Origin of the sequence: Agrobacterium vitis (assembly GCF_037039395.1) — a bacterium.
In the GTDB taxonomy this organism is placed as follows: Bacteria; Pseudomonadota; Alphaproteobacteria; order Rhizobiales; family Rhizobiaceae; genus Allorhizobium; species Allorhizobium vitis_E.
On the sequence record NZ_CP146244.1, the window covers coordinates 963,311 to 983,532 of the forward strand.

A 20,222-nucleotide genomic window follows, 5' to 3' on the forward strand; every position below is an offset into this window, starting at 1 on the left:
GGTGCTCTGAGCGAAAACATTGAAATGCTTTATTGCAAGCTGGCGATATACGCCCGCCAGCCACCCAAATGCGTAATGTCTTCAGCACCTTCCAGGGCTGAAGGCTCGACGAGAAAACCCTTGGCGCTCGAGCCGTCGTCGAGGAAGACCGTGCCGATACACATCGGCGAAGGGATCATGTTGACGAACTGGCCGAAGCCTGCGGGTGTCAGTTGCCAGATTTCCACGGCAATCGCGGCACCTTGCTCGACCCGAACCAGGCCGGGCTTGGGCGGTGTCTGGTTGGGCAGGGCAAACAGTTTATAGTTGGTCGATGTTGTGCCAGCCCGCAGGAACCTGGCGTTAAGGCTGGTCAGTTGGTGATTGAGTGGCATGCCGGACAGATGCGCGCCGACAACGATGACAGGGATCAGGCTCTCGGCCTTTTCGACCGGTTTTTCAGATGCCGGTGGAAGCGGCCAGCCGGTGGCGCCGACGGTGGTGCCAAGGCGGTTGTGCAAGGCAGAACCCAGCGCTGCGGTCAGGCCATCGGCACCGAAGGGTGCGAGCAGCGTGACGCTGGAGGGCAGGCCATCGCCGCGCTTGCCGGTCGGCACGGCAATGCCGCACATGTCCAGAAGGTTGACGAAATTGGTATAGGTGCCGAGGCGTGAATTGGCCTTGATCGGCTCATCTTGCAGATCGGCCAGCGTGTAATGGGTGGGTGCTGTCGGCACGCAGATCACATCGACGGAGGCGATTACCGGGGCCAATTGCTGCTTCAGCGCTTGCAGGCGGTACATGCCGGAAAAGGCATCGGCGGCAGTCAGGGTTTTCGCTGCGCTGTAGATCTTGTGTGTGACCGGATGGAAGCTTTCGGGCTTCGCGTCGAAAAATTCCTTGACCGCCGCATAGCGCTCGGCCACCCAGGCGCCTTCATAGAGCAGGTTTGCAACCTCAAAGAAGCCGGAAAACGGCAGGTCCACGAGCGTGTGGCCCATGGCCGACAATTCCGCCAGCGCCTTATCGAAAGCGGCTTCCATAAGGCCGTCGCCGAAGAATTCACGGTCGGCCTTCGCGGGAACGCCAATGCGCAGGACTGGAGCGGACGCCAGGGCATGACCTGTCGGCATAGGGCGGGAATAAGCATCTGTTGCGTCGGGTTTAGCGGCGACGGCGAAGATCTTATGGGCATCTTCCACCGTCAGCGCAAAGATCGATACGCAATCGAGGGTGCGGCAGGCGGGAATGACACCAGTGGCAGACAGCGCGCCGACCGAGGGCTTCAAGCCGACAATATTGTTCAGCCCGGCAGGAATGCGACCAGAGCCTGCCGTGTCGGTGCCGAGCGCGAAGCTGACAATGCCCTGCGCCGTTGCCACCGCCGAGCCTGAACTGGAGCCGCCGGGGACCAGCGTAGGATCGATCGCATTGCGGGGAATGGCATGGGGCGTGCGTACGCCGACCAGGCCGGTGGCGAATTGGTCGAGATTGGTCTTGCCGATCACCAGGGCACCCGCTTCTTTCAACAGGCGCACCACAGTCGCATCGGTTTCGGGCGTATAGGCATAGTCCGGGCAGGCGGCGGTGGTCGGCAAGCCCGCGACATCGATATTGTCCTTGACGGCAAAAGGAATGCCCCAGAGCGGCTTTGTCTCCGGTGAAAATGCTCCGAGCGCTTGCGCCTGATCCAGCAGCTCCGCCTTGTCGGCGAGTCTGAGGAAAATACCGGGATCGTCGATGGCGGCGATGCGAGAAAATACCTCTTCGATCATTGCCTGTGGCGTCCAGCCAGAGGCATAGGCGGCGTGAAGCGATGCAATATCAAAAGCTTGAGAAAATGCCATGGATCAGTTTTCCAATAGTGTTACGGGGCGATCCCATTGGATCAGGACGGTGCAGCCATCAATGCTCCACACGGAATGTTCGGTGCCTGCCGCATTGACGATATAGGAGCCGGTGCCATAGGTGCCGGTCTCGTCCGACTGACTGCCTTCCAGCACCAGAATGGTTTCCAGCCCTTCGTGGCGGTGGCGGGGAACCGAGGCTCCGGCCTGATAGGCCAGAAGGGCAACGCCAGGCTGGTCGCCCTCAAAACGTCGTATCCAGTGAATGGTCACGCCCTTGCGGAAGGGCTCATAGGTCAGGCTTTTCCAGCCACCGGCCAGCATATTGTCACGGGTCGTTTCAGCCATGGGCAAGCGCCTCCAGAAAGGGGTCGAGATGGGCGGTCCAGCCGACAATTCCGCCCTGAGCGCGGATCATCTCCAGGGCCGCTTGCTTGAAGGCCGGGAAATAGCTGGCGGTGGCTTCTTCGATCAGCAGGCAGTCATAGCCCCGGTCATTGGCCTCGCGCATCGTGGTCTGCACACAGACTTCGGTGGTGACGCCGGCAAAGATCAATTGGGTAATGCCGCGCTTTGAGAGCTCTTCGCCGAGATAGGTGGCGTAGAACGCACCCTTGCCGGGCTTTTCGATCACCAACTCGCCGTCGACAGGCGCAAGTTCCGGCAGAATGCCGGTGCCGTATTCCCCTGAAATCAGGATGCGGCCCATCGGCCCGGGATCACCGATCCGCAAAGTGGGATTGCCGCGATTGCGCTTGGCATCCGGCAGGTCGGAGAGATCGGGCCTGTGGCATTCCATCGTGTGGATCACGGTAAGACCGTGGGTGCGAGCCGCCTCCAGTAGGCGTTTGACATCCGGCACGATGGCGCTGACGAGGCTGACATCATTGCCAAGTGTTTCGCCAAAGCCGCCCGGCTCGGTGAAATCACGCTGCATGTCGATGATGACAAGCGCCGCCTGGTCCAGCTTCAACGGGAAGGCGAAGGGTTGGGCCTCGATATCCACCATCATGCATGTCCTGCCATATGGGCGCCGATCACGGCAATGTCGGCACCGCGCGCCGGGGTCTCGTAAACCAGCCTGCCATCCGACATCACGACAATGCGGTCGGACATTTCCATCAACTCGTCCAGATCCTCGGAAAACAGCAGCACGGCGCTGCCATTGTTGCGCGCCTTCATGATCCGGGCGCGGATTTCGGCGACGGCGGAAAAATCCAGACCAAAGCATGGATTGGAGACAACACGCAGATCGACATCGCCGGTCAGTTCCCGCGCCAGCACGGCGCGCTGCACATTGCCGCCCGACAGCGAGGCAATCGGCGAGGCGGGCGAGGCGGTCTTGACCTTGAAATCGGCAATCAATCGCCCGGCTGTCTCGCGCATGGCCTTGGCATTCAGCCAGAACCGGGTCTTTCCCCTGGCATCCACATCGAAATCACGAAAACTCAGGTTTTCAGCTACTGACATTCTCGGCGCGCAGGCATTCAGCAGCGGTTCTTCCGGGATGAAACGGACATTGGCGGCCCGCGTTTCCTGTCGGGTGGCCGTATAGGGCCGGTCCTTGACCGTGATGTCGCCCGCCTCGGCAGGTCGTTGCCCGGCCAGCACTTCGGCCAGCTCCTTCTGGCCATTGCCGGAAATACCGGCAATCCCGACGATTTCGCCAGCTCTGACGTTGAGATCATCCACCTCGATACTCTTCAAGCCGCTGCGGTCGCGGGTTTTCATCCCCCGGATCGACAGGATGGAGGGGCTGGCGTCCGCAACCGGCAAGCGGCTGTCGAGTTCGGCCAGTTTGACATCGCCGATCATCATTGCCGCCATGTCCTGCGTCGTCAGGTCTGCTGTGCGGCCCGAGCCGACCAACTTGCCACGCCGCAGCACCGAAACCGCATCGGCGAACTTTTGCACCTCATGGAATTTGTGGGAAATCATCAGCACGGTCAGTGCTCCGCGCTCGGTCATGCCCCGCACCAGACCCAGCATGTCGTCTGCCTCGGCAGGTGTCAGCACCGATGTCGGCTCGTCGAGGATCAGGAACCGGCGTCCAAGATAGAGCTGTTTGATGATTTCCAGCTTCTGCTTTTCACCCGCCGACAATTCCCGCACCGGACGCTCCAGCGGGATCTGGAAGGGCATGGTCGCCATGAAATCGTTGAGCGCCTGACGCTCTCGCCGCCAGTTGATCATCGCAGGCACGGCATTGCGGCTGATGACCAGGTTTTCCGCGCCGGTCAGTGACGGCACCAGAGTGAAATGCTGGTAGACCATGCCAAGTCCCAGGGATGCCGCATCGCGGGGCGAGGCGATCTCCACCTCCCGGTCCTCGACCAGCAATTGACCCGAGGTTTGGCGGTAAAAGCCCATGATGCATTTGACCAAGGTTGATTTGCCCGCGCCGTTTTCGCCCAGCAGGGCATGGAAAGATCCGGCCTGCACCTTGATGGAGACCGCATCGAGGGCGGTGAAGCTGCCGAACCGCATGGTCATGGCGGCGGTCTCGATGCTGATGGCACTTCCGCTGGGCTTCATATCACATCCTCCCGCTCGACAATAATTGCCACCGGCCCGCCGCCGGGCGGTCCCTGATGTTCGGCTCCACCAGACACATACAGGTCCGTTTCCCCGAACACGCCAGCCAGCACGCCGCCGACAAAGGCGCGGGCATGGCGGGTGCCGGAAATGTCGCTATCCTCAAGCATGGTGTGGCGCTTGCCCCGCACGATGCCTCTTGGATCGGGTTCGGCCTTGGCCAGCACGGCGCTCAGTTTTCCAAGCGGCATGTCGGACCAGGCGGCCCGCACGCTCGGCGCATCCATGGCGTCGAACATCACGGTATGGGTCATGGCAAATGGTCCGCTCCAATGATCGCTCATGCCGAGAACGATGATTTCGTGATCGGTCAGCTCCACGCCCGCCGAGGTGGAGGCGCGGGCGGAATAGAGGTCAAGCGTGCGGCAGATGTCGGTGTCCTTGATATCGTCCATGTCAAGCTCGCCCAGTGCCACGGCGACGCCCAGCGCCGAGGCGCCGCGTGAATAGCCCATGGATTTCAGCGTCTCAGTAATAACCGTGCGTTTTCCACGCGCCTGGGCCTGTGCCACCCGCGCCGATGTCAGTAGCGGGCATTTGATCTGCACGAAATGCACATCCGCCGGATTGTCTATCCCGGCATCAGCCATGGCAGTGCGCACGCCCTGGGCGACCAGATCCACCTGTTCCTTGCGGCCCAGATGTTCGGGCAGGAGCGAGGCGGTACGGGCAACGCCGATGGCGAGCGAGCGGTTCGGCGCTGCCTCCACCCGTTCACGCGCAAAAATCGTCCAATGGGGCGACAGCGCCCCTTCCGTGCCGCCGGACATGACGATGGAAACACCTGTCACACCGAGGCGGGCAAACAGCTGTTCGAATGTGGCGGTGGCAAAACCACGGGTGAAATCGTTGACACAGCCATTGCCCTCGGTCTTGCCCAGCACCGCGACGATGCTGTGCGGATCGAGGCCGCCGGCAATCATCGCTTCGACGCCGGATATGTCATCCGGGGCTGAGGCGGCAACGCGGTAAACCGAGGCGCGAAAGCATGGGGTCACGGCAGGGCCTCGATCAGGTCTTTCGAATTGGACACCGCGCCGAACACGCCGCCCTGCATTTTCACCATCTTGATGGCGGCGAGGTGATTGCCGTAATCAGTCGCGCCGCAGCAATCTTCCAGCAACAGGCATTCAAAGCCCCGGTCATTGGCCTCGCGCATCGTGGTATGCACACAGACATCGGTGGTGATGCCGGTCAGGATGATATTCTGGATGCGCTTCTGGTTGAGGATCAGTTCCAGATCGGTGGCGCAGAACGAGCCTTTGCCGGGCTTGTCGATAATGGTTTCGCCATCCAGTGGGGCCAGCTCTTCGATAATGTTCCAGCCTGGTTCGCCACGCACCAGAATGCGACCGCAGGGGCCGGGATCACCGATGCCGGACTTGATCCGCTGCGAGCGCCAGCGCTTGTTGGCGGGCAGGTCGGCGAGGTCAGGGCGATGGCCTTCGCGGGTGTGGATGATGTGGTAGGCTTTGGCGCGCATGGCAGCCAGAACCGCTTTGATCGGCTCAATTGGTGCGCGCACCAGCGACAGATCATAGCCCATGTGATCGACATAGCCGCCGGGGCCGCAGAAATCGGTCTGCATGTCGATGATGATGAGCGCGGTGTTATCAGGCCGCCAATCGCCATTATAGGGCCAGGGATAGGGATCGGCAGCGAGGGTATGGATCTTGGTATCGGTTAGCGTATCCATGAAAATCTCCTATTCGGCGGCGGATTTGGCCGGGGCGCCATAAAGGCGGGTCGGCTTGTCGAAGCCGCAGACCGTACCGTCGGTGATCTTGACTTGATCCTCCCAGGGCAGGCGATACTTGCCAGCCATCAGATCGTGCATGTAAGTGTAGGGCACATCCTGCGCGCCACCGGCGACCGCGACATAGCCGCGATGACCGAGCTGGTAGATGTTGTTTTCCACGCCCCAGCCCAGCCGCGCCTCTCGCACCAGATCGGGGCGCACTTCGGCGGTGATGATCTCGTTGACGCGGCCTGATGTGCCGTGGGCGATGATCGAGCCATCGAAATTGCAGATCATCCCTTCGCCCATGCTGTCGAATGTGCCGTCCGAACCGCACATGCAGACATTGGCTGTGACCATCAGATTGCAGAAGGCGTTGGACTGGTTGGTGAAGCGCCAGGATTCGCGGATCGGTGCGGTATAGCCCGCCGTGCGGATCATGATTTCCGCGCCCTTATAGGCGCATTCGCGGGCCATTTCCGGGAACATGCCATCATGACAGATGATCAGCGCCAGCTTGGCGCCCTTCGGCCCGTCGATGACGGGAATGCCGAGGTTGCCCGGCTCCCATGGCTCGACCGGCACCCAGGGATGCATTTTGCGGTAATAGAGTTTCAGCGCGCCGGTGTCGTCAATGATAATGCCGGAATTATAGGGCATCCCACCGGGATTATATTCCATGATCGAGAAACAGCCCCAGATGCGGTTCTGTTTGCAGGCGGCCTTGAAGGCGGCCACTTCCGGGCCGTCCATCCGGCACATGATCTCGGGGTTAATATCCATCGACAGGCCGTGCAGGGCATATTCGGGAAATACCACGAGATCCATGCCCGGCTGGTTGCGCCGGGCTTTGGCCACAAGATCGACGATCACCTGGGTCTGGCGGGCCAGATCTTGCGGCGTGACGGTGACGGGGAGCTGCAATTGCACGAGGCCGATACCGACGCCGTGTTCCGATTTGTTCAATCCGCCCAATCCGTTCATGGGAACCTCCTGTGGCTATTTGGTCAGCGACAGCGCCGCCGGTGCGCCGGACAGCGCCCGTGTCGGTGACGATGTGATGATGAGAATGATCAGGGTCAGCACATAGGGTGCGGCGTAAAACAGATAATAGCCCTCGCTAACGCCGACCGATTGCAAAGCCGGGCCGAGCGCACCGGCCCCGCCGAACAGTAGAGAGGCCAGCACGCAGCCAAGCGGGTTCCAGCGCGCGAAAATCACCAGCGCCACGGCCATCAGGCCTTGGCCGGACGAAATCCGCTCGTTCCACGAACCGGGATAGAACAGCGACAGATAGGCGCCGCCCACTGCCGCCAGCGCCCCGCCTGCCATGGTTGCCAGCAGGCGCACGGTGTCCGGGTTGATGCCCATGGCACGCGCCGCATCCGAACTGTCGCCGACGACCCGCAGGATCAGGCCGATCCGGGTATTCTTCAGCGCCCACCAGAGCACCAGCGCCAGTACAAGGCCGATGACGAACAGGATGTTGATGGTCAAAGCCGCCTGGATTTGCGGCAGATGCGACCAGAAGCCAAGCGAAATCACCGGCAGTTTCGGCGCGACCGGTTGGATGAAGGGCTTGCCGAAGAAGAAGGCGAGACCCAGCCCGAACTGCATCATGGCGATACCGATGGCGATGTCGTTGACCTTCGGAAACTTGCAGATAAAGCCATGCAGCAGGCCAAACAGTGATCCAGCCACCATGGCCGCGGCCACGCCAGCCCAGGGCGAACCGGTCATGACAGCCACGGCATAGGCCGCCATGGCGCCGAATACCAATGTGCCTTCAAGGCCGAGATTGATGCGGCCCGACCGCTCCGTAAGAGTTTCGCCAAGGCTGACGAAGATGAAGGGGGTGGAGACGCGGATGGCACCAGCCAATATCGCCAGCGGCACGCCCCAGAGGCCAAGCGCGCTATCGTCCATCACGTCTCTCCTTTTTCTGTGACCGGTTGCTTCCAGAGGTCCGGATTGAAGATGCGAAACCGGCCATACAGCGTTTCGCAAAACAGGATGACCACGAACAGCGTGCCTTGAAGCACCAGCACGGTGGCATCCGGCAGGCCCATGCGGCGCTGGATCAAGCCGCCGGAGGCGGTGATGCCGCCAAGAAAAATCGCAACGGGAATGATCGCCAGCGGATTTTGCCGGGCAAGGAAGGCGACGAGAATGCCGGTATAGCCATAGCCCGCCACCAGCGCGCCATTGGCGCTGCCCTGCACGGCGGCCACTTCGATCATCCCGGCAAGGCCTGCAAAACCACCGGCTAGCGCGGTAAAGCCGACGATCAAACGCCCAACCGGCAGGCCCTGGATCTGTGCGGCGCGCATATTGCCGCCCGCGATCCGTGCGGCAAAACCGATGCTGGTCCATTCGATAACGATATAGGAGAGAATGCAGGCGATCATGCCGACCGCCAGGCCCCAATGCACATCCATGCCGGGGATCTTGCCAATCATGTCGGCGGCGGGAAGGGGCAGGGTCGAGGGCTTGTTGAGGCTGGCCGGATCGCGCAGCGGTCCTTCGATCAGGTGGTTCATCAGCGCGATGGCGATATAGGCCAGCAGCAGCGAGGAGATGGTTTCATTGACGCCGCGATAGTGGTTCAGCGCTCCGGCAAAGCCGATCCACACGCCACCAGCCAGCATGGCGCACAGACCCATGACCAGCCAGAGGGCAGGGGGATTGAAGGCCGGAGCCAGCGGAACGGCGATGGCCGCTGCCGCCAGGCCGCCCAGCACCAGCGCGCCCTCCGCGCCAATGATTGTCAGGCCGAGCCGGGCGGGAAGTGCCACGCAGAGCGCGGTTAACAGCAGCGGGGCTGCCCGGCTAAGGGCATTTTGCAGCGAAAACCACGAGCCGAAGCCGCCCGCAAACATCAGCTGGAACAGTTGCAGCGGCGATTTGCCGATGGCGGTGATGAACAGGCTGAACAGGCCAAGCCCGATCAGCACGGCCAGCAGCGTGATTGCCACCGGCTCGGCGCGGCGGGCCAGCCATTCCACGAACGGACGTAGCGCATGATGTCCCGCAGACTTGGGCCGCGAGCCATGCGGCAGATGTGTCCGGCTTTCAGCTGTCGTGGTCATGGCCCGCGCCTCCATTGGTTCAGCCCATCGAACCCATGACGCCTTCGACCAGGTAGTTCATGCTTTCCAGCTCGATGGCATCTTCGGCATAGTCCTTGCCCGAGGGTATAACGACATTGCCCTTGTTGTCCTTCTGGCCGCCCTTGAAGACGGAGAAGCCGCCTGCCTTCATGGCGGCAAGCGTGGCTTCAAACTTGGTGCGGGCCTCAGCGGAGACGCCGGGGCCAAGCGGGCTCATCTTGACGAACCCGTCCTTCAACCCGCCGCGCACGAAATTGCCGAGCTTTTCACCAGCCTGCGCCTTCTTGACGAAATCGGTATAGACATTGCCCCAAGCCCATTCGGCGCCGGTCAGATATTTTTCAGGGGCCAGCGGGCTCTGGTTGGCATGATAGCCGCAGACGAAAGCGCCACGGCCAGCGGCGGTCTGCACCACGACCTTCGGGCTATCGACATGGCATGTGATGACATCAACGCCCTGATCGACCAGCGCATTGGTGGCTTCTGCCTCCTTGACGGCCAGCGACCATTCACCGGTGAAAATCACCTGGCAGGTGATGGAGGGATCGACGGAGCGGGCGCCGAGCAGGAAGGCATTGATATTCTGCACCACCTGCGGAATGGGCTTGGCGGCGACGAAGCCGATCTTCTTCGACTTGGTCGCATAGGCGGCGGCAATGCCGTTCAAATATTGGCCCTGGAAGATGTAGCCGAAATAGCTGCCGGTATTGTCGGGGTTCTTGCCCTTCTGCCAGAGGCCGCCGCAATGGCGAAACTGCACGTCAGGATATTTCTGCGCGACTGCCAGCATATGGGGGTCGAAATAGCCGAAAGAGGTCGGAAACAGCAGGCTTGCGCCATCCAGATTAATCATCGATTCCATGGTCTTCTGGACATCGACGGTCTCAGGCACGTTTTCTTCCTCGACGACAGTTACGCCGGACAAGGCCTTAACCACGGCAGCGCCCTCGGCATGGGCCTGGTTATAGCCATAATCATCCTTGGGGCCGACATAGATAAAGCCGACGGTAAGGTCCGCAGCCTGCGCGGAACGCAGCATGCCGGGAGCAGCGATGGCGGTAGCGGCACCCAAAGCGGAGGTTTGCAGGAAATGGCGGCGGGTAAAGGAAGGCGATCTGGTCATCGATAGGTTCCCCTGTTTGTTCCGGCTCTTGTCCGGTGCGGATGATTTGAGAAAGTGTATGCAATCACCATGCCAAACAGAAAAGCCATGACGCGAGGAGGATTTTGCGCAGGGCTCGTTCTTTCCGTCTCATCTGTATGCACTTTTAAAATTCAGATGAATAATTTTTAAGCGAGCTCATTAATTCAGCTAAATCTACTGGAGAAAATTTCGTTGAATCGCATGAAAGTTGTGCTGATCGGAAAATTCCTGCTTTGATATCAGCGCGACTGTGCGATAGTCTGGCAAGACAAATGGCTTTTTAAAACTGCATACAGACAATAATAAAACTGGGAAATCGCAATGAACCAGCCGAGGGTGCGCGAACTTGTTCGTGCCGGCAATACGGTCGAACAATTGGTGCGCGCCATTGCCGACCTGATTATCGTCGGTGACTTGAAGCCGGATGATAAACTGGATGAAGGATCGCTTGCCACCCGGTTCGAGGTGTCACGCACGCCGGTGCGCGAGGCGCTGCGGCAATTGTGCGCCATGGGGCTGGTGGAGCGCAAGCCGAACAAGAGCGCTGTTGTCACCAACGTCACCGGCCAGTTCCTGACCTCGATGTTCGAAGCCATGGCGGAGCTTGAGGCCGTTTGCGCCAGGCTTGCGGCAGAGCGTATGACGCTGGAGGAGCGCCGGGCGCTGGAGCGGATGCATCGCTCATCGATCCGCATCGTGCAGGCCGGGCAGACGGAGGATTATTCCGCCTATAATATCGAATTTCACAACCGGATCTATCAGGGCGCCCATAACCAGCATATTCTGGAACTGGTAACGCAAACCCGGTCGCGGCTGGCGCCCTTTCGCCGCGCCCAGTTTCGCTTGACGGGTCGCTTGTCCCTGTCCTTCCAGGAGCATGAGGCCATCGTCAATGCCATCCTGCGCGGTGAAAAGACTGCCGCCGCCGAAGCGGCCTATCGCCATGTCGAAATTGTCGGCGATGCCAGCAGCACATTGACCCAGCACACGGGCAGCAGGGACTGAACCGGAAATCCAGGCCTCATGGATTGATGCGGTAGGTCCTGACCAGTTCTGGGTCCTGTTGCAGCGTATCGAGCCAGGTCGGGTCGAGTTTCGGCACCGAAGAAAACAGCAGTTTGGAATAGGGATGCTGCGGGGCAGCAAGCTGTTGCGGTGAGATCTGCTCGACCTTCTTGCCCGCATACATCACCACGATTTCGTCGCAGATCGCTTCCACCACCGACAAATCGTGGCTGATGAAAATATAGGACAGGCCGAGTTCACGCTGCAATTCCTTCAAAAGTTCGATTACGGCGGCAGCCACTACGGTGTCGAGCGCAGAGGTGATTTCGTCGCACAGGATCAGCTTCGGTTCCGCTGCCAGTGCGCGGGCGAAATTGACCCGCTGTTTCTGGCCGCCTGATAGTTCCGAGGGGCGGCGCTGGCGCAGTGATTGCGGGAGATGCACCATGTCGAGCAATTGGTTGATGCGGGCATCGCGGGCCTTGCCCTTCATGCCATGGTAAAAGGTCAGCGGGCGACCGATGATTTCCTCGATGGATTTCGCCGGGTTCAGCGCCGTGTCGGCGGATTGGAAGACGATTTGCATTTCGCGCAGCTGGTCGCGGGTGCGGTCGCGGGCATGACGGCCCAGTTCACGGCCATTGAAAATGATATGGCCCGCTGCAGACGGCAGGAGGCCGGCAATGCTGCGCGCCAGAGTGGATTTGCCGCAGCCGGATTCGCCGATAATGCCGAGGTTGCGGCCATTGCGCACTGTCAGGTTGACGGACTGCACCGCCTGAACGAGAGGCAGGCCATCCGGTTGCAGATCGCCATAGCCAGCAATCAGGTTTTCGATTTCCAGCAAGGGCTTGAGACTCTTGTCTTCGGCAAGCGGTGTTGTGCGGGGTTTGGGTTCAAAGGCAGACAGAAGTTCGCGGGTATAGGGATGTTGGGCATGCGCCAGCAGGTCGGCAGTCGTGCCGCTTTCCTGCACTTCTCCGCCCTTGAGCACGATAATACGATCGGCAATCTGGGCAACGACGGCCAGATCATGGGAGACATAGACCCCGGAAATACCGTCCTTGCGCATCACCGACTTGAAGGCCCGCAGCACTTCGATCTGCGTCGTCACATCAAGGGCGGTGGTCGGCTCATCGAAAATCACCAGTTTCGGACCACCGATCAGGGCCATGGCCGCCGAAAGGCGCTGTAATTGGCCGCCGGAGACCTGATGCGGATAGCGTGAGCCGATGGTTTCCGGATTGGGCAGCGACAGCGCCCGAAACAGCGCCACGGCGCGGGTGCGGGCTTCTTCCTTCGACATTTGGTCGTGAATGCGGGTGACCTCGATCACCTGATCCATGATCTGGATGGCCGGATTGAAGGCCGCCGCCGCCGATTGCGGCACATAAGCGACATCGGTGCCGCGAATACGGGCGCGATCACGCTCGGAAAGCGCGGCCATGTCCTTGCCCGCGACATTGATCGTGCCGCCGGTTATACGGCATCCGGGGCGGGTATGGCCCATCAACGTCAGGGCGATGGTGGTTTTCCCAGAGCCACTTTCGCCGATCAAGGCAACGATTTCGCCCTCCGGTATATCCAGGCTGATGCCCTTGATAATCTCGACCTTGCGGCCGGAATCGGTGGTGGCCTGGACCTTGAGGTCGCGGATTTCCACGAGGTTTGCCATCATGCACTCCTGTCGCGGATCTTGCGGGGAAGATTATCGATCAGCATGTTGACGCTGATCGTCAGGCTGGCAATGGCCAGCGACGGGAAAATCACCGCCGGTGCCGCAAAGGGCAGGCCGCCGATATTCTCACGCACCAGCGCGCCCCAGTCGGCATTGGGCGGCTGGACGCCAAGGCCCAGGAAGGAAAGCCCTGAGAGCAGCAACACGATGAAGACGAAGCGCAGACCAAAATCCGCCAGCACCGGTCCGGTAATATTCGGCAGGATTTCAGAGCGGATGATGTAGAAAATATTCTCGCCCCGGATGTGTGCGACGCTGATGAAATCCATGGCATTGATATTGACGGCAAGGGCGCGGGCAAAGCGATAGGCGCCGGGCGTGTAGATCACCGACAGGGTCATGACCAGAACCGGGATCGACGACCCGACGGCGGCGACCACGACGAGGCCGAAAAGCTTGCTGGGAATGGAGTTCATCGCATCGAGAAAACGGCTGAGCACGGTATCGATCCAGCCACCGGCGACGGCGGCGATCATGCCGAGCACGACGCCGGAAAAACAGGCGATGGTGACGGCGGCAAGCGAAATGCCGACCGTGTAGCGCGCACCCATGATGATGCGCGACAGCATGTCCCGACCGAGATAGTCGGAGCCCAGCCAAAGCGTGTTGCTCATCGGTCCGAAATAGTCGAAATCGACGATCTCACCGACCGGATGCGGAATGAGCAGCGGTGCGAATATCGCCACCAGCGCCCAGGCGGCAATAACTGTCAGACCGGCAATGCCAACGGCGTTGATGCGATAGCCGAATGACCGGCGTCTGCGAGCGATTGGTGCTGTTGATGGCGTCGCGTTCGATGGCGTCCCGTTTAGTGGCGTCATAGTCATCGCAGCCTCGGATTGGAGAGAATGGAAACGATATCGGCAATGGTGATCAGCACGAGATAGCCGACGCAGAAGATCATCGCGCAGCTCTGGATCAGTGGCAGGTCACGGGTGGCGACGGCATCGACCATGAGCTTGGCAATGCCGGGATAGTTGAAGATCGTCTCGACGATGATGACCCCGCCGATCAGATAGGACAGCGATAGCGCCATGGCATTGACGATGGGCCCCAGCGCATTGGGCAGCGCATGGCGCAGCACGATGCGGCGGCGTGAGGCGCCTTTCAGCAATGCCATTTCCACATAGGGCGTATCGAGAGTTTCGATCACCGCTGCCCGGGTCATGCGGATCATCTGGGCAGAAACGCCGAAGGTCAGCGTGATGACGGGCATGGCATAGACCCGCACCAGGCCAGCAAAACTGTGGACCTCATTGGCAAAGGACAGCGCCGGCAGCCATTTCAGATAGACCGCAAACAGCAGAACGGCGGAGGTGGCAATCATGAATTCCGGCACGGAAATCACCCCAATGGTTACCACCGTGACGCAGCGATCATAAAGGGAGCCGCGCAGCATCGCCGATGTAATACCCAGCGTCAGCGCAATGGGAACAGCCAGGAGGGCGGTGATGCCTGCAAGCTTCATGGAATTGACCAGACGGCCGGAAATCAGCTCGGCAATCGGCATGTTATTGGCATAGGAGGTGCCGAGATCGCCTTGCAGCAAGCCCGTTGCCCAACGCAGGAACCGCAGGATTGCGGGATCGTTGAGATGCATGGCCTGGCGCAGGCCTTCGACAGCTTCAGGCGTCGCGGCCTGACCAAGCAGCATGGTTGCCGTATCGCCTGGCAACAGTGCAGTCGCCATGAAAACGGCGAGCGACACGATGATCAAGGTGATCAGGGCGATCACCAGCCTGTTGACAACAAGGGAAAAGGCTCGGGCGTTCACGCACATGCTCCAGCTTGGTTAGGCTATTAACCTTCGGCAATCACTCGGGTACTCGGGCACTCGGGTGATCGGAATGCGGCTGACCGTCATAATATGCCGCCAGGCTGGCAAACGGTTTTGCCGCGATGCGCCGGATGAAGCACGCATCGATCCAAAGCCATTTGCCAAGGCCCGCTCGTAGAGGGTCTGCCGAATTGGTATCAGGCTTCCAGCCAGACATATTCGGCGAAGGCATAGCCCATCATGCCACCCAGCGGGCTGGGTTCAAGCCCTTTCAGCTTGGCGGTGATGGCATCGACGTTGGAAAGATAGGCGGGAATGACCGTGCCTGCTTCCTCTGAGATCATCACCTGCATTTCACCGTAGATTTCCTTGCGCTTGGCCTGATCGAGAAGGCCACGGGCTTCGAGCAGCATCTTGTCGAATTTCGGCGACTTATACTGGCTTTCGTTCCACGGAGCATCGGAGGAATAGAGAAGCGAGAACAGGATGTCGGGTGTAGGGCGTGGGTTGATATTGCCAAAATGGATCGGCGCCTTCAGCCAGTATTTGTCCCAATACCCATCGGAGGGAACGCGCTGGACATCGAGCTTCATGCCGATTTCCGCCGCCGATGCCTGGATGATCATCGCCATGTCGATGGAAGAGCTTGCGGCTTCCGATGCGATGACCGGGATGGACTGGCCAAGCACGCCCGCCTTCTGGAAGTGGAATTTCGCCTTGTCGGGATCGAAGGCCTTCGGCTTCAGGTCGGCATTGTGATAGAAGCTGGCAGACGATAGCGGCTGGTCATTGCCGATTTCACCAAGGCCGCGCATTGCCGACTTGATGATCTGCTCCCGGTTAACGATTAGCTTCATGCCATCGATGAAGTCTTTCTTGTTGCCCGGCGCCATATCCATGCGCATGTTGAGATTGGTGTAATTGCCCGACGTCGTCTTCGACAGCACGAAACCGTCCTCGGTATCGACCAGACGCATGGAGCGCGGATTGATGGAGGCGGCCAGCTGGATATCACCCGACAGCAGCGCGTTGACGCGGGCATTATCTTCGCTGATGGCGAAGAATTCGAAACTGTCGACATTCGGGCCGCCAGCTTTCCAGTAATTGCCATTGCGCTTCATGATCGAGCGGACGCCGGGCTCGAATTTTTCGAGAACGAAGGCGCCGGTGCCATTGCCCTTGGAGAAATCCGTGGTGCCATCGGCAACGATCATGAACTGATGGATGGCGAGAATGGACGGCATGTCGGCATTGGCATGTGCCAGGGAGATTTCCACGGTCTGCTTGTCGACGGCCTTGATGCCAGTCATCTGAGCGGCGATCTTGGCAACCTTGGAGCCGGTGGCGGGATCGAGATGGCGCTTCAGCGAATAGACCACGTCGTCTGCGGTCAGCGTCTTGCCGTCATGGAAGGTCACGCCGCTTTTCAGCTTGATCGTCCAGACCTGAGCGTCCTTGCTTTCAACCGATTCTGCCAGCTCCATCTGCGGAGCACCGGTTTTATCGAGAATGGTCAGGCGGTTATAGAGCGCGCAGCAACGCACATAGTCGGTGGAGAGCGAGGCCTTGGCCGGGTCCAGCGTATCGGCATTGGATGCAGAATAGCCGGCGGCTTTCAACGATCCGCCCTTGACCGGCGTTGCGGCGAGCGCGCTTGAGGCGCGACCCATGATGGAGCCGGCGGCGGTGAGGGCAACGCCACCTGCCAGCATCATCTGCATCAGTTCGCGGCGGGTGGCGCCACGGCGAATGGCATTTTCCACCATGGCATCATCAGCGCCGGTCCAGTTTGTTGTCTGCTTGTCTGTCATGACATTCCCCTTATTGTTGTTGACTGTGTTGCGTGCTTTTTTGTTTTCGTATGTCAGGGAAAACCGGGTTCCCCTTTTCCCTGACAAACGTGAGTGGCACGTCATTACGTATTTCCTTCAGGCCGCGCGGTTCTGCTCGACAGCGTCGGCAAGAGCGGCCATGGAGGTGAAGTGAAAATCGGGTTTCACAAAGGCTTCAGGCTCGATCGTGCCGCCATAGCCTTTTTGGGCATGGCGCCGCTCGATCCAGCAATTGGTCAAGCCAAGCTGCCGTGAAATGCCGATGTCGTGATACTGGCTTTGCGCCACATGCAGAATATCCGCCCGGCTGCTGCCTTCCGATTCCACGAACGCGAAAACCGTTTCGAAAAACGCTGGATCGGGCTTTTCGGTGCTGGTGTCGTCGGTGGTGAAGGCTGCATGAAAGGGCTGGCCCAAAGCCTCATCGAAATATGTAAAGGCCCAGCGCTGCGCATTGGTCATGGCGATCAGCCGGTAGCGGGTTTTCAACTGTGCCAGCGCTGCGACGCTATCAGCAAAGGGCTTCCAATCGGTGACGGAGCCGCGCAGGCGCTCACCGAGGGCCGTCTCTACCGGCAGGCCCAGTTCGGGAGCGATTTTCAAATAGACCCGGGCGAGATCATCGGGAAAAAGCAGGGCCGCATCGTCATAGCGGGCGGCACGGTAGAGCGACAGGGCCTGTTCGCCATCCACGGTCACGCCAACATCTGCGGCAATCTCAGTGAGGCAATCGGTAATGCCGCGCTCAAAGTCAATCAGCGTGCCGACCACGTCAAAGGTGAGATATTTCAAATCCGTGAAGGCTTTTGCCATCATTGCATCCTCTGGCTTGCACATCTTCATGCATCAGGCCCGGCAAATGCCGTTCCTGTCACTCACGATCCCTTGGTTCCTCGCTTAGCTTTTGTTTTTATCTTGAATGCGCCCTGGCATCTTCTACTGGGGCGCATTCGAAGTATTGCAGGAGATATGGGCTGTTTCTTCCCGAATGCCGATCTTTAGACGGCAGAAAATTCTGAATCTGATCGTTCGGCAGTATTTCGCCCGACCCGCTCCTGTCTCATGCCATGGCGGCGCGAACGTCCGGGTCGGCCAGGGTCTGATCCAGCGTCTTTCTGGTCCGCTCAACAATGGCGTCGATTTCGCTTTCCGTGCAGCACAGCGGCGGCGCATAGCCCAGAATGCCATTGGCAAAGGCGCGGATGACAAGGCCATTGTCCCAGGCGCGCTCAAACACTCTTGTGGCAGGTGCGGCAGCGGCGGGCAGCGGCGTTTTCTTATCCTTGTCCACCACCATTTCAATGGCGGCCAGCATGCCGCGACCACGCACATCGCCCACCAGCGGATGGTCCTTCAGGCTTTCCAAGCCGGCAATCAGGCGCGCACCCATTTTGCGACCGTTTTCCAGCAAGCCGTCTTCGTAAAGCTTCAAAACAGCCAGACCAACAGCGGCACTGACCGGATGGGCCGAATAGGTATAGCCATGACCAATGGCGGCCGATCCAGCACCATCGGCAATGGTGTTGTAGATTTTATCAGACAGGAACACCGCGCCCATCGGCACATAGCCAGAGGTGAGGCCTTTGGCGGTGGTCATCAGATCCGGCACCACGCCGTCGTCGGCACAGGCAAACAACGGACCGGTGCGGCCAAAGCCGGTGATGACTTCATCGGCCACAAACAGAATATCCAACTCAGAGCAGACATCGCGCATGGCTTTCAGCCAGCCATCGGGCGGAACAATTACGCCGCCGGAACCTTGAATCGGCTCCACATAAAACGCGGCCACACGCTCAGAACCCAGTTCCTCAACCTTTGCCCGCAAGGCGGCAACGGAGGAAGCAATAATGGCTGCCGGATCATTGCCCACCGGGTTGCGATAGGCATAGTGCGACGGAATTTTATGCTGCCAATCGAATGGCAGGCCGAATCCGGCGTGGAACAGTGGCAGGGCGGTCAGGCCAGCGCCGACCGTGGACGAGCCATGATAGCCCTGTTCCACCGAGATAAACTGGTCCTTCTGCGGTGTGCCTTTGCAATGGTAATAATAGCGGATGAAGCGGATGGTACTATCGATGGCATCCGAGCCGCCAAGGGTGAAATAAACGTGGTTGAGATCGCCCGGTGCGCGGTCTGCCAGTTCGGCTGCCAGCCGGATGGCGGGTTCTGAGCCGAGGCTGAAATAGCCGGTGGCGTAAGGCAGTTCACGCAATTGCTTGGTGGCGGCTTCAATAATGCTTTCCTGACCATAGCCAGCATTGACGCACCACAGACCGGCAAAACCATCCAGCAATTGATGGCCGTTGGCGTCAGTCACGGTGGCACCCTTTGCGGATTTCAACACGCGCACGCCAGCTTTTTCATGGCCGCGATAGGAGGCAACCGGATGCACCAGATGGGCGCGGTCCAGTTCAATCAGGGAATTGCTCAACATTGTTTGATCTCCAAATTCAGCCCAGCGCTTGGCTGGCGAGTGCATGGGTTTTTACAGAAGCGGATTCATACGGACCTGTCTGTGCCGCATTGCGTCGCATGGTCACGCCGCCACCAACGTGAAGCAGGCCGTGGTCTGTCAGCCACGGTGCAAGGCCGGTTGCGACGGTCGTATCGACGCGCAGAAATGATCCTGCTCTTGCCGCAAACACAAAGGACAACAGCGCTTTTGCATCGTCCTCATTGGTGGCCACCACAGGCCCCGCCACTTCGCCGCGACCAAAGGGGCGCAGGGCGATATAGCCGGAGATGCGACCAGCATTTTGAAGAACAGCGAATTTGCCCGTTTCCGCGAGTGTGCAAAGGAGGTTTCGCCGATCTGCGCCAAAGGCTGCCGCATCAAGGGCCGCCAATTCCTGCACCACGTCTTGATCAGCCCAAGAGACAGGAGAATTGACAACCGCCCCAGCTTGGGCGAGGCCCTGATGCTGGATAATCTCACCGGAGGCAACAAAGCCAAGCTTTTCATACAGCGGCAGGCCATCTTGTGTTGCCACCAGACGGCATTCGCGGCCTTCCGCAGCCTGTAAGGCCATATCCATCAGTTTACGGCCAAGTCCGCGACCGCGCATGGAGGCATCGACAATGACCATGTTGATGGTGGCGCAGGTGTCTCCATACAGCGTCGCCAAGGCGGTTCCCACCACGCGATCCCCTTCGAGCGCCACAAAGCCCTTGCTCAAGGACAGCACAAAGGCCCAATCTTCCCGGCGGTGCGGCCACTCAGCCTGCTGGGACAGCAAAAATGCACCGTCGATGTGTTCCGGACCAAAGGAAATAATGTCGATCTGGCTTGCCTGCATGCCGCGCTGTCCTGAAATCTGTTTTCTGCTTCTCAGTGATAAACCCGGGCGCAAAGAAGATCATCCTGACGATGGCGCGTCCTTGGTATGTTTGGCCGTTCCGACCGATCACCACCGCATCTTATGCCGTGAGCGTGCATGTCTGCCGGGTTTGAGGGCAG

Annotated in this window: 18 protein-coding genes; 1 reads left to right on the forward strand and 17 read right to left on the reverse strand. The window is 59.7% G+C overall.

Translation table 11 applies throughout. From position 1 onward, the window contains the following. Positions 1 to 29: 29 nt before the first annotated feature. The 10 genes from atzF to V6582_RS25550 are packed head-to-tail and all read right to left on the reverse strand — an operon-like array spanning position 30 to position 10,392. Complete coding sequence (atzF, locus tag V6582_RS25505; RefSeq protein ID WP_156632461.1) at positions 30 to 1,826, reverse strand: allophanate hydrolase; 1,797 nt, start codon at positions 1,824 to 1,826, stop codon at positions 30 to 32. 3 nt (positions 1,827 to 1,829) lie between these two features. Next, positions 1,830 to 2,174 carry a cupin domain-containing protein gene (locus V6582_RS25510; protein ID WP_156632460.1) on the reverse strand — a complete coding sequence of 115 codons (345 nt, stop codon included), beginning with the start codon at positions 2,172 to 2,174 and terminating at the stop codon, positions 1,830 to 1,832. Continuing rightward, positions 2,167 to 2,835: a cysteine hydrolase family protein gene (locus V6582_RS25515; RefSeq protein WP_156632459.1), complete on the reverse strand. Its 669-nt coding sequence runs from the start codon at positions 2,833 to 2,835 to the stop codon at positions 2,167 to 2,169. Before V6582_RS25515 ends, V6582_RS25510 begins: the two co-directional genes overlap by 8 nt. Beyond that, positions 2,835 to 4,361, reverse strand: a complete 1,527-nt coding sequence (locus V6582_RS25520) for an ABC transporter ATP-binding protein (protein ID WP_156632458.1) — start codon at positions 4,359 to 4,361, stop codon at positions 2,835 to 2,837. Before V6582_RS25520 ends, V6582_RS25515 begins: the two co-directional genes overlap by 1 nt. Next, entirely contained in the window at positions 4,358 to 5,419 is a 1,062-nt protein-coding gene (locus V6582_RS25525) for a ring-opening amidohydrolase (protein ID WP_337739295.1), read from the reverse strand. Before V6582_RS25525 ends, V6582_RS25520 begins: the two co-directional genes overlap by 4 nt. Further along, on the reverse strand, positions 5,416 to 6,117 hold the full coding sequence (biuH, locus tag V6582_RS25530) for a biuret amidohydrolase (RefSeq protein WP_156632457.1): 702 nt from the start codon (positions 6,115 to 6,117) through the stop codon (positions 5,416 to 5,418). Before biuH ends, V6582_RS25525 begins: the two co-directional genes overlap by 4 nt. 9 nt (positions 6,118 to 6,126) lie before the next feature. Beyond that, complete coding sequence (locus tag V6582_RS25535; RefSeq protein ID WP_156632456.1) at positions 6,127 to 7,143, reverse strand: formamidase; 1,017 nt, start codon at positions 7,141 to 7,143, stop codon at positions 6,127 to 6,129. A gap of 15 nt (positions 7,144 to 7,158) precedes the next feature. Continuing rightward, positions 7,159 to 8,085: an ABC transporter permease gene (locus tag V6582_RS25540; protein ID WP_012653985.1), complete on the reverse strand. Its 927-nt coding sequence runs from the start codon at positions 8,083 to 8,085 to the stop codon at positions 7,159 to 7,161. Next, positions 8,085 to 9,248 (reverse strand): ABC transporter permease, encoded by a 1,164-nt coding sequence (locus V6582_RS25545; protein WP_197434404.1) that lies wholly within the window; start codon positions 9,246 to 9,248, stop codon positions 8,085 to 8,087. The genes V6582_RS25540 and V6582_RS25545 overlap by 1 nt, the downstream gene beginning before the upstream one ends. 19 nt (positions 9,249 to 9,267) lie before the next feature. Then, complete coding sequence (locus V6582_RS25550; RefSeq protein WP_156632455.1) at positions 9,268 to 10,392, reverse strand: BMP family ABC transporter substrate-binding protein; 1,125 nt, start codon at positions 10,390 to 10,392, stop codon at positions 9,268 to 9,270. Between the two features lie 342 nt (positions 10,393 to 10,734). On the opposite strand from V6582_RS25550, the gene V6582_RS25555 reads away from it, so the two are divergent. Then, positions 10,735 to 11,418 carry a GntR family transcriptional regulator gene (locus V6582_RS25555; protein WP_156632454.1) on the forward strand — a complete coding sequence of 228 codons (684 nt, stop codon included), beginning with the start codon at positions 10,735 to 10,737 and terminating at the stop codon, positions 11,416 to 11,418. 16 nt (positions 11,419 to 11,434) lie between these two features. On the opposite strand, the gene V6582_RS25560 is transcribed toward V6582_RS25555, so the two are convergent. From V6582_RS25560 to V6582_RS25590, 7 genes are all read right to left on the reverse strand, one after another. Further along, on the reverse strand, positions 11,435 to 13,093 hold the full coding sequence (locus V6582_RS25560) for an ABC transporter ATP-binding protein (protein WP_156632453.1): 1,659 nt from the start codon (positions 13,091 to 13,093) through the stop codon (positions 11,435 to 11,437). Next, positions 13,093 to 13,983, reverse strand: a complete 891-nt coding sequence (locus V6582_RS25565) for an ABC transporter permease (RefSeq protein WP_156632452.1) — start codon at positions 13,981 to 13,983, stop codon at positions 13,093 to 13,095. Before V6582_RS25565 ends, V6582_RS25560 begins: the two co-directional genes overlap by 1 nt. Beyond that, entirely contained in the window at positions 13,980 to 14,936 is a 957-nt protein-coding gene (locus V6582_RS25570; protein ID WP_156632451.1) for an ABC transporter permease, read from the reverse strand. Before V6582_RS25570 ends, V6582_RS25565 begins: the two co-directional genes overlap by 4 nt. Positions 14,937 to 15,130: 194 nt before the next feature. Next, positions 15,131 to 16,744: an ABC transporter substrate-binding protein gene (locus V6582_RS25575; RefSeq protein ID WP_156632450.1), complete on the reverse strand. Its 1,614-nt coding sequence runs from the start codon at positions 16,742 to 16,744 to the stop codon at positions 15,131 to 15,133. A gap of 117 nt (positions 16,745 to 16,861) precedes the next feature. Continuing rightward, positions 16,862 to 17,578, reverse strand: coding sequence for an HAD-IA family hydrolase (locus V6582_RS25580; RefSeq protein WP_156632449.1), 717 nt, complete (start codon positions 17,576 to 17,578; stop codon positions 16,862 to 16,864). A 247-nt stretch (positions 17,579 to 17,825) separates the two neighbouring features. Continuing rightward, entirely contained in the window at positions 17,826 to 19,199 is a 1,374-nt protein-coding gene (locus tag V6582_RS25585) for an aspartate aminotransferase family protein (protein WP_156632448.1), read from the reverse strand. A gap of 16 nt (positions 19,200 to 19,215) precedes the next feature. After that, on the reverse strand, positions 19,216 to 20,061 hold the full coding sequence (locus tag V6582_RS25590) for a GNAT family N-acetyltransferase (RefSeq protein WP_156632447.1): 846 nt from the start codon (positions 20,059 to 20,061) through the stop codon (positions 19,216 to 19,218). Positions 20,062 to 20,222 lie beyond the last annotated feature (161 nt).